Source organism: Haladaptatus pallidirubidus (assembly GCF_020700235.1).
Lineage (GTDB): Archaea > Halobacteriota > Halobacteria > Halobacteriales > Haladaptataceae > Haladaptatus > Haladaptatus pallidirubidus.
On record NZ_CP085301.1, the window covers coordinates 3309291 to 3322066 of the forward strand.

Below are 12776 nucleotides of genomic sequence, written 5' to 3' on the forward strand. Positions count from 1 at the left end.
GAACATTCTCTCCGGTTTTTCGGTGCCCCCCGATAAAATCCTGCTGGCAGAAGGAGAAATCAGGCGCGCTGTTGAATCTCCTCGCGGAGCACCTGGCTCACGAGGTCGCCGTCCGCCTTTCCGCGAAGTTGTCCCATACACTCTCCCATCAGGCCGGAGAATGCGCCCATACCTTCCTCTTCGACCTGTTCTTCGTTGCGTTCGACGACCGTGACGACCGCATCGCGGACTTCGTCCTCGCCGACGCCAGCGAGGCCCGCTTCCTCGACCGCCTCTTCGGCGGACAACTCGGAATTCTCCGCGAGAAGCGTCAGCACGTCGTTGACGCCCTCTTTCGCCAACTCGCCGTCGGTGACGAGGTCGATGACGGCGAGGAAGTGATCCTCTTCCAGGTGTTCGACTGGCACGTCCTCGCGCCGAAGTTCGGTCACCGTACTTTCGAGCAGTCCGGCGACGAACGTCGGATCCGCGCCGGTTTCGACCGCACGCTCGAACAGGGCCATCCGGCGACCGTAGGCGACCTGTTCCGCGAGTCCCGCGCCGAGCGAAAATTCGGATTGGTAGCGCTCGACCTTCTCCGTGAGCAGTTCGGGCGTCTCGACTTCCGTCGGATCTAAATCGACCGGCGGAACGTCGGTTTCGGGATACATCCGCGCCGCACCCGGAAGCGGGCGGAGGTAGCGGGAGGTGCCGTCCTCGTTCGCACCGCGGGTTTCCTCGGGAACGCCGGAGAGTGCGACTTCCGCGCGATTTGCGGCGGCCTCGATTGCACCGTCTGCGACTTCCGGACTCGCGGCGACGATTGCGACCGCGTCGTCGTCGCCCGCATCGACGGCATCGCGGAGTGCGACCACTTCGTCCTCCGTGACGCCATAGGCCGGGAGTTCGTCCGTGTGGAAGATGCCGCCCGCCCCGTGGCGTTTGGCGTGGTCGGACAGTTCCGTCCCAAGACGGCGGTCTGGCTGAATCTCACGTCCGACGAGGCCGTCGAAACCGAATAGGGGGACGGCGGTGACTTTGCCACCCTCATCGAGCGCGCCTCGGATGACGCCGCTGTCGGTGTTCTCGAAGACGCTCGTCACGTCCTGTACCTCGCCGACTTCGGCATTTCGGTCGCGGAGTTCGTCGCGAATGGCCAGCAGTTCGACCTGCCGCCCGACCTCGTTGCGGACGAGGTCGTCGATGTCGTCTAAACTCTGCACGCCCTTCATCTCGACGCGGGCACCTTCAGCGATGGAGACGTTCACGTCCTGTCGGATGGTGCCGAGGCCGCGTTTGACGTGGCCAGTCGAGCGCAGGAGCATCCCGATTCGCTCGGCGGCCTCGCGGGCTTGCTCGGGCGAACTGATGTCCGGTTTCGTGCCGATTTCCACGAGCGGGATGCCGAGTCGGTCGAGGCTGTAGAGGACGCCCTCTTCGCGTTCCTCGATTCGCTGGGCGCTTTCCTCTTCGAGCATCAGGTCTTCGACGCCGACGGGGCCGTCGCTCGTTTGGATTTCGCCGTCGGTTGCCACGAGCGTCGATCGCTGGAATCCGGACGTGTTCGACCCGTCAACGACGATTTTCCGCATGAGGTGGGCTTGGTCGATAACGTCCATATCGAGCAGTTGGGCGATTTCGAGGACGACCTCTCTGGCTTCCTCGTCCAGTCGGTGTGGCGGTTCGTCGTCTTCCTCTACGAGACAGGTGGTGTCGTAGGCGAGGTATTCGAACTCGCGGTCGATTTGACTCTCTTCTAAGGCCGCGTCGTCTATTTCGCCGAGTTCGCTCCGGGTCGGATGCAGATACCGGGTGAACGTTCGGGACGACGATTCGGGTTCGCGCAGTTCGGTCGGACACCCGCAGAACAGTTTCGTCTCGGTGTCGAGTTGCTGGTGTATTTCCAGCCCTGCCACGAGACTGAGGTCCTCGTAGTCGTACTCGCTCATTGGTCGGACGTGAGACGCGGAAGGGTAAAAAACCGTCCAGTTCGCGCGAGTCGTTCGCGGGCGGCGGTCGGAAGGATAACGAATCGAGAACACATATAATATTTTCTATATTTAGTTGTAATGAATTATTTATTCTCCCATCTCCCACTAGAAACAAAATCCGGAGACAGTAGCCGAATAGACAGTAAATATGAATCCAAAGCCGACAGAAAATCACATATGATTGATTTCCTCACGCTGGGAAATCTTACCGAAAATGCACCGATTCGCGTCCTTCATGTCGACGACGACCCGGCACGAATCCGCCTTTCTACGACGCTTTTAGGTCGGTATCTCCCAGATGCTGAAATCTACACCGAAACCGATCCGATGGTGGCACGTGACCGACTCGATGCAGATTTATCAGTGGATTGTATAGTGAGCGATTTCGATATGGGTACGATGGACGGGCTCGACTTTCTGGAAGCCGTTCGCGAGCGTTTTTCGAATCTACCGTTTATCCTCTTTACCGGAAAAGGGAGCGAGGAAATCGCCAGCGAGGCGATTTCCGCGGGCGTCACCGACTATCTTCAGAAAAGCGGCGGTGCCGACCAGTACGCGGTGCTTGCAAACCGCATCGAAAACGTCGTCGGTCAGTATCGTGCGGAGCGGGCCGCAACGATGTACCAGCGTCGGATGAAAACCGTCTACGAACGGGTGACGGACGCCTTTTTCGCCCTCGACGCCGACTGGAGATTCACATTCGTCAACGGGCGAGGAGAGGAGTTGCTGAACAAAAACGAAGCGGAACTGGTCGGGAAATCCGTCTGGAACGAATTTCCCGACGCCGTCAACTCGCAGTTCGAAGACGAGTATCGAGAAGCGATGGAGTCACAGCAGCCGACGACGTTCGAGGCGTACTTTGACCCCCTCGAAACGCTGTTCGAAGTTCACGCCTATCCGTCCGAAGAAGGCTTGTCAGTTTTCTTCCGGGACATCACCGCGGAAGACCGAATGCGGAAAGAACATCGCAGGGAAAAGGAACTGCTGGAACGGGTGTTCGAGACGAGTCCGGTTGGAATTCTCGTGCTCGACGACGAGGGGGCGATTACACGGGCCAACAATCGGGCCGTCGAACTGCTCGAAATCACAGAGGAGGAAATCACGAATCGAAGTTACAACTCCTCGCAGTGGGAACTGACGGACGAAAACGGAAACACTCTCACGCAGGACGAGTATCCGGTTCGACCGGCGTTCGAACGGGACGAACTCGTCCGAAACGAACGATTCGGCTACGAAAATCCCAGCGGGGAATGGGGTCTCTATTCGCTTAGCGCGGCGCCGATTCACACCGAAGATGGAGAGTTAGAACGGGTCGTCATCACTGTAGAAGACATCTCCGACGCGTGAAAACTGGACTCTTCATTCGCTGCTGAACTGTCTCGACTGGGACTGGGTTTTTTCCGTGCGAGCGCGTTCCGCCTGTTCCCGAATCTGTCGTCCGAGTCGGTGGCGGACGAGTTCCCGAAAGTCGCCCGCGTCGTCTACGTCGATATCGGCGGCGTGAGCTTCCTGTCCGCCGAATCCGACCGAACTCGCAGTATCGACGAAAACCGTTCCTAATCGCCATCGGCGCTGAAAGATCGTTTCGCGCTGAATGACGGTTTGCACCCGATAGTAGGGAACGACGTGGGTTCGCCTGCGCCAGAAGCCGTTTCGCGTCTGAACGTGGTTCTCTCCGGCGTAGTAGCCGCGATGTTTCCACTTATACTGCCCCGCGGTGGGTGCAAGCACGAGAAGCGCGAGCGCGGCGTACCAGAAGTCAAGCAGTCCAGTAAACCAGTCGATGCCGAAGGCCAGTCCCGTGATTCCGGCGACGGCCAGCGCGTACCGGACGACGTATCGGCGTCGGGTTCGTTTCGGCGGCCGGGTAAAGGTCGGGTCGTCAAAGGACTCGATGGAGTGGGCTAACCGAAGAACGCGCTCACGTGTTGCGAGGGGAATCGCCGCCTCCGACCCGCCGGACGGCCCCTGTCCAGGCGCGTATCCCGCGGTTTCGACGGAAAGCGTCGCGTACCCGGTGCGTCGCATGAGCGGGTTCTCTTGGAGTGTGAGCGTCTGAATCTTGTCGAGGGGAATCGACCCGTCGTAGCGCTGGAGCAGGCCGCGCTCGTACCTGAGTTCGTCGCCGACACGCATCAGGGTGAAATCGTAGTAGCGCGCGAACGTTACCATCGCGCTGGCGACCCAGAGCACGAGCGCGGAAATCAGCAGTTGTGCGAGTCCGAACAGAAACGACAGCCCGCCGAACGATTCGGCCGCCCCCGTCAGAAACGGAAGGATGAAAAAGATCAGACCGAATACGCGAGGTTCTATCGAAATCACGGACAGCAAGAGCAGTTCCGGCGAGCGAATTTCGTACAGCAGGTCGGGTTGGATTTTGTCCTCTTCGTTGCGTTCTGTGATGCCGCGTTTCCGGCGCTGAATCTCGCGCTGGAGCCGTCTCGCCTCGTCGTAGGCGACGAACCGGAGGCTGGCTTCCGTCTCGCCGCCACCTGCCGTTTCGAACCCCACGAGCGCGATTCCCAGCACGCGCTGGACGATGTTTCGCCGAATGTCCACGTTCTGAATCCGGCGCAGCGGAATCTCCCGGCGTCGCCGCGAAACGACGCCGGAGTCGATGTCGAGCGAACTGTCGGTGAGGACGTAGTCGAACCGACGGTAGTAGGTGAGTTCCCAGAGTCCAGCGACGAGCAGTCCGACGGCGACGATCGCGAGAACGATACCGATGTCGACGAAATCCACCGCGCTCGCGAGCGTCGTTCCGACGAAAAAGAGAGTAAGCGCGAGGCTCGCGCTCCTCGTGAGCAGTCGGTAGGGAAGCGAGAGCGGGTGGAGTTTCATACCGCGTCCTCGTACTCGCTCTCGATTGCGAGGTTCCGGAGGCGGCGCTGGAGGTCCGACGCTCGTTCGGGCGTCAAACCGGGAATCGTCACGTCCGCGCCGCGCGACCCGGCGGTGTAGACCACGACGCTTCCGAGTCCGACCAACCGCTCGATGGGGCCGCGTTGGGTATCGACGTGTTGAACCCTGACGAACGGGACGACTGTCGTGACGCGAGTGAACACGCCGCGTTCGAGATACAGGTCGTCGTCGCGAATCTCGAACCGCCACACTCGATATTTGAAGAGAACGTGGGCTCCGCCGACGACGAGTATCGCGAATGCGAACGCGAGAGGGAGCCAGAACGCGATGTCGAACACAAATCGACGTACCGCAAACAGCACCGCCCCGAGAAATACCGTCGTGGTGAGGACACCCGCGAACCAGACGATTCTGACGCGGGAGTTCAGTGTCTCCATGTTTGCATATCGGGGAAGGTAGCGTATAAAAGTAGGCGTCGCATACCCCTCGCAGTCCGGTGCTATCGTCGCCCTACTTTGTTCGAAGGCAATCCGTACGGATTCGTTCGGCACGCTCTGATGTGAGTCAGTCGGCGCGGAACAAAGATACCAGCAGACCGTATCATTCGTGGACAGCATGACCGAGAACTCGACAACCATCGCCCGTCGCCAGTTTGTTAAGGCGACCATTGCCTCGACCGCTATACTCGGGGGTGTCTCGTCGGCAGGTGCAGCTCAGCAGGACGGTAACTCCCAGTTCGCTATCGAACAGGACGGTAACTGCATCCCGATCAAACCGCTTTCGATGTCGGGACTCCCCATCGAGGAGTTCTACGACTACAGAACGCCCGATACCGACCCGATGTCGTACAAATACGCCTCGTTCGGAACCGAAAGCCTCCAACGCGACGACACCAGTCTCTTGTTCCTTTACGACGGACCGAAGGGACTGAGCCTCGTGATGATTCACGACAAACTGGATAGCGACGGTGGCGGAGCGGTGTCGTTCCGTATCACCAACCTTCCCGTGCAAGGGAAGTTCGTGGTCAAAGACGACGAATACGACGGTTCGACGAACCGCGATACGTTCGACTACTCGAAACACCGGGACTGGAACGGAAAGGAAACCGCGAACGCGACCATCCACTGGACGTGGCAAGGCGGCCGGTCGGATGGTGCGGTGTACCGCGGACTCGGTAACGACTTCGAGTTCACGATTCATCCCCAGTTCAACGAGCAGGCTCTTCTCTCGGACGAGGGCGGGGAGTATTCGGGTGAAGTGAACAAGTGGGAAGTGCTTTCGGGCGACCCGAACAACCCTACGCGCACGAAACTGAAGATGAACAAGGAGGTGAAGATAACCTCCAGCAGCTGTGACTCGGGAACGACCACGGAGACGGCCGGGAACAAAACGGCGAACGGCGGCGGTGAGGGAACCGGAACGAAGACGACCTCCAATCCGTCGGACGTGAACAGCGACGGCGGACAATCGTTCTTCGCGAAACTGTGGGACGGTATCTCGTCTATCTTGAACTCGGTGGTGTCGTTTTTCACCAACCTGTTCTGACCCGACCGCCACCGAAATCGTCGGTCGGGTCAGAAACGAGATAGGAGGTGCGAATTGTGAATCGTAAACTGCGAAGCACTGGTTCCGAATCGAAGCCCACAGACTTCGAATCGCGACCGACGAACCGATTTACTCGTCCTGCCCGAGGATACCGCGGTGGGTCATCGCCTCCGGATCGATGATTTCGTCGGCCTCTTCCTCGCTCAGGTAGCCGTTTTCGACGACGACTTCGCGGACGGTTTTTCCTTCTTTCAGGGCTTCTTTCGCCGCTTTCGACGCCTTGTCGTAGCCGATGTGCGGGTTGAGCGCGGTGGCGAGCGCCATGCTCTGTTCGACCTGCGTCTCGCAGTGCTCCGCGTCGATATCGAGTTTGCCGACGAACTTCTCGGCGAACACCGTACTACTGTTCGAGATGAGTTCCGCGGACTGAAGGAAGTTGTGCGCCAACACCGGTTTATAGAGATTGAGGTCGAGTTGCCCCTCCGCCGCGCCGTACTCGACCGCGGTGTCGTTTCCAACGACCTGCTTGTGCATCTGATTGACCGCCTCGGCGACCACGGGGTTGATTTTGCCTGGCATGATGGAACTGCCGGGCTGATTTTCCGGTTGATCTACTTCTCCGAGTCCGTTCCGCGGGCCAGACGCCAGCAGGCGGAGGTCGTTCGCGATTTTGTTGAGCGAACCGGCGACCGTCCTCAGCGCGCCGTGCGCTTCGGCCATCGCGTCGTGGGCGGCCTGTGCCTCGAAGTGGTCGTCCGCCTCGCGGAATTCGACGTTGGTCTCCTCGCTAATGTACTCCGCGGCGAGCGCAGGGAAGTCGGGATGGGTGTTCAGACCGGTTCCGACCGCGGTTCCGCCGAGGGCGAGTTCGGCGAGGTGGTCGCGCGTGTGGTCGATGCGGGCCAGTCCTTTCTCGATTTGGGTTCGGTAGCCGCCGAACTCCTGTCCAACGCGAACCGGGGTTGCATCCTGCAGGTGAGTGCGACCAGTCTTCACCACGCCGTCGTACTCCGCTTCCTTTTCGGCGAGCGCTTCGCGCAGGGTGTCGAGCGCCGGAAGCACGTCTTTCTCGACGGCTTCGAGCGCGGAAACGTGCATCGCGGTCGGAATCACGTCGTTGCTCGACTGGCCGAAGTTGACGTGGTCGTTCGGGTGAATGTCGCGGTTGCCGACCTCACTGCCGTAGATTTCGGCGGCGCGGTTGGCGATGACCTCGTTCGCGTTCATGTTCGAGGACGTGCCGCTGCCGGTTTGGAACACGTCAACCGGGAACTGGTCGTCGTGCTCGCCCGCGATGACTTCGTCTGCGGCTTGGACGATGACGTCCGCCTCGTCGTCTTCTATCATTCCGAGGTCGCGATTCGCCTGCGCAGCGGCCTTTTTGACCACGCCGAGGGCGCGGATGAACCGTCGACCGAACGTGATGCCCGAGATGGGGAAGTTTTGTACCGCGCGCTGGGTTTGTGCGCCCCAGTAGGCGTCGGCAGGTACCTGCATCTCCCCGAGGCTGTCCTCCTCGATTCGGTAATCTTCGTCGCTCATACCCGTGGGGTCTTGGGCCACGGATAAATAATGTGCTCAATCGGTGTTGCCAACCGGCGCTAGAAGCGACACTCAATTTTGATATTACATCAATTCTATGTAACTAAAATACACGAGATAGGAATAAACGTTCGGTGAGTATCACCGAATACTGTTACAGTGTGGTATACTAGACCCGAAAAACTCCAAAAAGAGGGAGAAAATACATGATGAATACCACAAGAACGTATGCTAACTAATTAACTAAGAAAAGAATTAATTCACTAATTATTAAGTAGTTCTCTGTGCATGGTTTTCCCATACTTCAAGGTACGATTATGAAACGAAACAACAGTAACGATATATCGCGTCGAGATTGTATGAAATATGCCGGTATCGCGGGTGCGGCTGGTATGACGGGTCTTGCGGGTTGTCTCGGCGGTGGCGGTGACGATGGCGGCAACAATGGCGGCGGTAACAAGGTCGAAGTCCAGCACTGGTGGACGGGCGGCGACGGAAACGCGGCCATCACGGCGCTGTTCGAGGGATTCGAAGAAAAACACGACATCAAAATCAAGTCGAATCCCGTCTCCGGCGGCGCGGGGCAGAACCTGAAAAACGTCATCAAAAAGCGCGTGCTCAACAACAAGCCGCCGAGCACGTGGCAGGCGTGGCCGGGCAAGAACCTCCAACCGTACGTCGAGGCGGACAAACTGGAGGACATCGGTGACTCCGTCTGGTCGAAAAACGGGATGAAAGGCGCCTATCTGAAAGGGCCGAAACAGGCGGCGAAACCGGACGGCAAGTTCGTCACGGTGCCGCTCAATATCCACCGACTGAACAACCTCTTTTACAACGTCGACGTCGTCGAAAAGGCGGGCGTCGACCCGAAAAGCATCTCGAAACCGAGCGACCTCGTCGGTGCGATGAAGACGGTCGAGAGCGAGACGGACGCGGTCGGGATGGCTCACCAGACGAAATCCGGCTGGTCTACCTTGCAGTTGTGGGCGCAGGTGCTCCTCGGCGAACACGGTGAGCAGACCTACACCGCCTTCACCGAGGGGAAAGTGAAGGCGAACGAGCAGGCAGTGAAGAACTCGTTGTCTATCGTCAAGCAGTATAACAAACACTTCAACGGCGACGCCGGGTCGCTGGACTGGCAACAGGCGAACAAGAAGCTCATCAACGGCAAGGCGGCGTTCATCCACCAGGGGGACTGGGCCGCCGGAATGTACCGCGCGCAGGACGGTTTCGAGTTCGACAAGCAGTGGGGAATGGTTCCGTACCCCGGCACGAAGGGGATGTACTCGCTCGTCATGGACTCGTTCCCGTTCCCGACGAACAACCCGACGGAGGAGACGACGAAGAAGTTCCTCCGGTACGTCGGCTCCGTGGATGCACAGGAACGATTTAACCCGAAGAAGGGCTCCATCCCGCCGCGCACCGACGTTTCCAAGGATAAGTTCGGCCCGTTCCTCTCGCGCCAGATGGATCAGTTCCAGAACTCGAAATCTCAGCCGCCATCTATCGCGCACGGACTGGCGACGAGTCCAGAGACGCTCACGGCGCTCGATGACGCCGCCACGTCGTTCAACTCCAGTTGGAACGTGAACAAGACCTACAACAAGTTCGTTCAGGCGTTCGAATCGAACTGAACTCGACGCCCTATTTTCCATGCAAGGAATACGCGAACTGCTGAAAAAGGGCAGACGTGGGTCGAGTCGTGAGAGAAAGCTTCGAGCGGACGGCGGCGAACCGGTCGAAACGCACCGCGAGGCTGAACAGTCGCTCCTCCGGAGCGAATTCGTCCAGAGCCTTCCGTTCTGGCTCCCGCCGTTCCTGCTGATGGGCTTTTTCGTCTACGGCGCTATCGGCTGGAATCTCGTCATCTCCTTTACCGACTTCGCCTCGCTCACGCTCCCGACCTACGACCCGGCGACGTTCGACTTGGAGATGTATCGGCAGGCGATAAACGACCCGAACTTCTGGACGGCGGCGCGGAACACGGTCGTTCTGCTCGTCGCGTTCACGGCGCTCTGTCTGGTGGTCGGACTGGTGCTCGCCATCCTCGTCGATAGGGAGATTCGGTTCGAGAACACGTTTCGAACCATCTACCTCCTGCCGATGAGCCTCTCGTTCGTCGTGACGGCGAAGGTCTGGGCGTGGATGTACAACTTCGAGAGCGGGATGATAAACGTCACACTCAGACAGGTCGGATTGGGTTCGCTCGCTCACCACTGGATAAGCGACCCGGGGACGAAGCTCGCGGCGGTCATCTTCGCGCTCATCTGGCAGTTCAGCGGCTACGCGATGGTCGTGTATCTCGCTGGACTGCGAGCGATTCCGGACGCGCACTACGAGGCCGCGCGGGTGGACGGCGCGAGTTCGTGGCGGATGTACCGCCGAGTCATCATCCCGCAGTTGCGCTCGTCCACGATGGGTGCGGCGGTGGTGCTCATGGTGTTCGCGCTCAAGGCGTTCGATTTCTTGTACGTGATGTTCGGGACGAACCCCGGCCCGGCGGCGGACATTCTGGCGACGATGATGTTCCGCGAAGCGTTCGCGTCCAACCACTGGGCGTACGGCTCGGCCATCGCCATCATCCTCTTCCTGATGGCGCTGACCATCGTCGGACCGTACCTCTACAGCGAATACAGACGAGGTGAACTATGAACACGACAGTCGATAGACGGAGGAACCGATGAGCAGTCCACCTGCGACGCCGGAACCGGAACAACGGACTCGCCGGGAGCGAGCCACAACTGCGTTCCGCAACGCGGGGCCGCGGCGGTTGGTGCTGTACGCGACGCTACTGGCGATAGTCGCGTTCTATCTGGCACCGCTGGAAGCCGCCATCATGACCGCCATCAAGACGAACAGCGCGTTCAATACGACGCTTCCGTTCGCGCCGCCAATCGAGTTGTTCCCGCCGAGTCTGGAGGGATTCACGCTCGAAGCGTGGCGAGTGGCGATAAACAAACTTTCCCACGGCATCCTCAACAGTCTCATGCTCGCGGTTCCGGCGACGATTCTGTCGGCGACGCTGGGGAGTTTCGCGGCCTACGGCGTGACGAACGTCGAGTGGAAGTACCAGATGCCCATCATCGCGCTGTTCATCGCGGGCATCTTCATCCCGTATCAGGCCGTGCTGGTGCCCCTCTCGCGCCTGTTCGCCATCGTCGACACGCAATCACTGCTCGCGCCGCTGTGGGGCCTGCCGCTGATGCACGCCCACTACTCGAACATCATCAACCTCATCATCGCCCACACCGCCTACGGAATTCCCATCACGTTCCTGCTGTTCCGGTCGTACTACCGGAACCTCTCGGAGGAGATGTTGGAGGCGGCCCGTCTCGACGGGGCGAGCGTGTTCAGCATCTACCGGAACATCGTCCTTCCGCTGTCGAAGCCGATGTTCGCGGTGACGCTCATCTACCAGTTTACGCAGGTCTGGAACGACCTGCTGTTCGCGCTGGTCATCCTGCCCGGCGGTGCCGGAGCGGGCGAACCCGTGACGGTCGCGTTGACGAATCTGAGCGGCGGTATCATCCAGTCGTTCGGTCTCCAGATGGCGGGAGCGTTCGTCGCGGCGATACCGACGCTCATCGTCTACATCGCGTTCGGGGAACAGTTCGCAAAAGGAGTTGCAAGCTAATGATAGGAACATTCACGACACGACGGAGGAAGGACGATGGCTAATTTGACACTCGACGGCGTCACCAAGTGGTTCGACGACGACGGCGACCGAATCGTCGCCGTGGACGACGTGCACGTCGATATCGAGGACGGGGAGTTTCTCGTCCTCGTCGGTCCCTCGGGATGCGGAAAATCGACAACGCTCCGGATGATCGCCGGGTTGGAAACCGTCTCGCAGGGCGACGTTCGCCTCGGCGACCGAGTCATCAACGATCAACCGCCGACAGTCCGCGACATCGCCATGGTGTTCCAGTCCTACGCTCTCTACCCGCACATGACGGTTCAGGAGAACATGAGCTTCGGTCTGGAGGAATCCACCGGCCTCTCGGACGACACCATCGCACGGCGCGTCGAGGAGACCGCCGAGATGATGGGTATCGACGACCTGCTCGACCGAAAACCCGGCGAACTGTCCGGCGGTCAGCAACAGCGCGTGGCGCTCGGCCGCGCCATCGTCCGTGACCCGGATGTGTTCCTGATGGACGAACCGCTCTCGAACCTCGACGCCAAACTGCGTTCGCAGATGCGCACCGAACTCCAGCGGTTGCAGGAAGATCTCGGCGTGACGACGGTGTACGTGACGCACGATCAGACGGAAGCGATGACGATGGGCGACCGAATCGCCATCCTGAACGACGGAAAACTCCAACAGGTGGCGACGCCGATAGAGGCGTACCATCGCCCGGCGAATCTGTTCGTCGCGGGGTTCATCGGCGAACCCTCGATGAACTTCTTCGAGATGGAACGCGAGGGCGACGTCCTCGTCGGTGACGATTTCGAATATTCGCTCACCGCGGAGACGCTCGATGAGATCGGCGACACGGAGCGTGTGACGCTCGGCATCCGCCCGGAGGACGTAGAACTCGTTTCGGGTGGCGAGGGCGCCCACGAGTTCCGAACCGTCGTGGACGTGGTCGAACCGATGGGTAACGAGAACAATGTCTATCTTCGGTTCGACGCGGGTGGTGACGACCCGCAGATGACGGGGGATGAACGGACGTTCGTCGCCACCGTCGGTGGTCTGCAATCGATAGAGGACGGGCAGGAAGTCGCCGCTCGGATTCCGGAATCGGCAATCCATCTGTTCGATACCGAAACCGGCCTCGCACTTCGAAATCGAACGCTTGACCTCTCCGAGGCGCCGGTTCCGAATCGCTGATTTCCCGCTGTTCGACTATTTCT

General features: G+C 59.6%; 10 protein-coding genes. 6 read left to right on the top strand and 4 right to left on the bottom strand.

Translation table 11 applies throughout. The features are described from left to right. Positions 1-59: 59 nt before the first annotated feature. On the bottom strand, positions 60-1928 hold the full coding sequence (gene gatE / locus LIX15_RS17800) for a Glu-tRNA(Gln) amidotransferase subunit GatE (protein ID WP_227774706.1): 1869 nt from the start codon (positions 1926-1928) through the stop codon (positions 60-62). Between the two features lie 219 nt (positions 1929-2147). Between gatE and LIX15_RS17805 the strand changes: the two genes are divergently transcribed. Next, the gene (locus LIX15_RS17805) at positions 2148-3317 is read left to right on the top strand and encodes a PAS domain-containing response regulator (RefSeq protein ID WP_227774708.1); all 1170 of its coding nucleotides are present in this window, start codon (positions 2148-2150) and stop codon (positions 3315-3317) included. Between the two features lie 12 nt (positions 3318-3329). On the opposite strand, the gene LIX15_RS17810 is transcribed toward LIX15_RS17805, so the two are convergent. Both LIX15_RS17810 and LIX15_RS17815 read right to left on the bottom strand, forming a co-directional pair. Continuing rightward, positions 3330-4811: a PH domain-containing protein gene (locus tag LIX15_RS17810; protein WP_227774710.1), complete on the bottom strand. Its 1482-nt coding sequence runs from the start codon at positions 4809-4811 to the stop codon at positions 3330-3332. After that, entirely contained in the window at positions 4808-5269 is a 462-nt protein-coding gene (locus LIX15_RS17815; RefSeq protein WP_227774714.1) for a PH domain-containing protein, read from the bottom strand. The genes LIX15_RS17810 and LIX15_RS17815 overlap by 4 nt, the downstream gene beginning before the upstream one ends. A gap of 178 nt (positions 5270-5447) precedes the next feature. Here LIX15_RS17815 and LIX15_RS17820 point away from each other — a divergent pair, with 178 nt between their 5' ends. Next, positions 5448-6377, top strand: coding sequence for a hypothetical protein (locus LIX15_RS17820; protein ID WP_227774715.1), 930 nt, complete (start codon positions 5448-5450; stop codon positions 6375-6377). Positions 6378-6506: 129 nt separating this feature from the next. On the opposite strand, the gene LIX15_RS17825 is transcribed toward LIX15_RS17820, so the two are convergent. Further along, positions 6507-7919, bottom strand: a complete 1413-nt coding sequence (locus tag LIX15_RS17825) for a class II fumarate hydratase (protein WP_227774717.1) — start codon at positions 7917-7919, stop codon at positions 6507-6509. A 359-nt stretch (positions 7920-8278) separates the two neighbouring features. Here LIX15_RS17825 and LIX15_RS17830 point away from each other — a divergent pair, with 359 nt between their 5' ends. Genes LIX15_RS17830 through LIX15_RS17845 form a run of 4 tightly spaced genes read left to right on the top strand, consistent with a single transcriptional unit; the run spans position 8279 to position 12753 of the window. After that, positions 8279-9553, top strand: a complete 1275-nt coding sequence (locus LIX15_RS17830) for an ABC transporter substrate-binding protein (protein WP_227774720.1) — start codon at positions 8279-8281, stop codon at positions 9551-9553. A 19-nt stretch (positions 9554-9572) separates the two neighbouring features. Further along, positions 9573-10571, top strand: a complete 999-nt coding sequence (locus tag LIX15_RS17835) for a carbohydrate ABC transporter permease (protein WP_227774721.1) — start codon at positions 9573-9575, stop codon at positions 10569-10571. Positions 10572-10599: 28 nt separating this feature from the next. Next, entirely contained in the window at positions 10600-11553 is a 954-nt protein-coding gene (locus LIX15_RS17840) for a carbohydrate ABC transporter permease (protein ID WP_227774723.1), read from the top strand. A 36-nt stretch (positions 11554-11589) separates the two neighbouring features. Continuing rightward, positions 11590-12753: an ABC transporter ATP-binding protein gene (locus tag LIX15_RS17845; protein ID WP_227774725.1), complete on the top strand. Its 1164-nt coding sequence runs from the start codon at positions 11590-11592 to the stop codon at positions 12751-12753. The last annotated feature ends 23 nt before the right edge of the window (positions 12754-12776 follow it).

Bases quoted from the DNA above. Each gene is read 5' to 3' on its own strand.
- gatE (WP_227774706.1), bottom strand. From the start codon at position 1,928: ATGAGCGAGTACGACTACGAGGACCTCAGTCTCGTGGCAGGGCTGGAA.
- LIX15_RS17805 (WP_227774708.1), top strand. From the start codon at position 2,148: ATGATTGATTTCCTCACGCTGGGAAATCTTACCGAAAATGCACCGATT.
- LIX15_RS17810 (WP_227774710.1), bottom strand. From the start codon at position 4,811: ATGAAACTCCACCCGCTCTCGCTTCCCTACCGACTGCTCACGAGGAGC.
- LIX15_RS17815 (WP_227774714.1), bottom strand. From the start codon at position 5,269: ATGGAGACACTGAACTCCCGCGTCAGAATCGTCTGGTTCGCGGGTGTC.
- LIX15_RS17820 (WP_227774715.1), top strand. From the start codon at position 5,448: ATGACCGAGAACTCGACAACCATCGCCCGTCGCCAGTTTGTTAAGGCG.
- LIX15_RS17825 (WP_227774717.1), bottom strand. From the start codon at position 7,919: ATGAGCGACGAAGATTACCGAATCGAGGAGGACAGCCTCGGGGAGATG.
- LIX15_RS17830 (WP_227774720.1), top strand. From the start codon at position 8,279: ATGAAATATGCCGGTATCGCGGGTGCGGCTGGTATGACGGGTCTTGCG.
- LIX15_RS17835 (WP_227774721.1), top strand. From the start codon at position 9,573: ATGCAAGGAATACGCGAACTGCTGAAAAAGGGCAGACGTGGGTCGAGT.
- LIX15_RS17840 (WP_227774723.1), top strand. From the start codon at position 10,600: ATGAGCAGTCCACCTGCGACGCCGGAACCGGAACAACGGACTCGCCGG.
- LIX15_RS17845 (WP_227774725.1), top strand. From the start codon at position 11,590: ATGGCTAATTTGACACTCGACGGCGTCACCAAGTGGTTCGACGACGAC.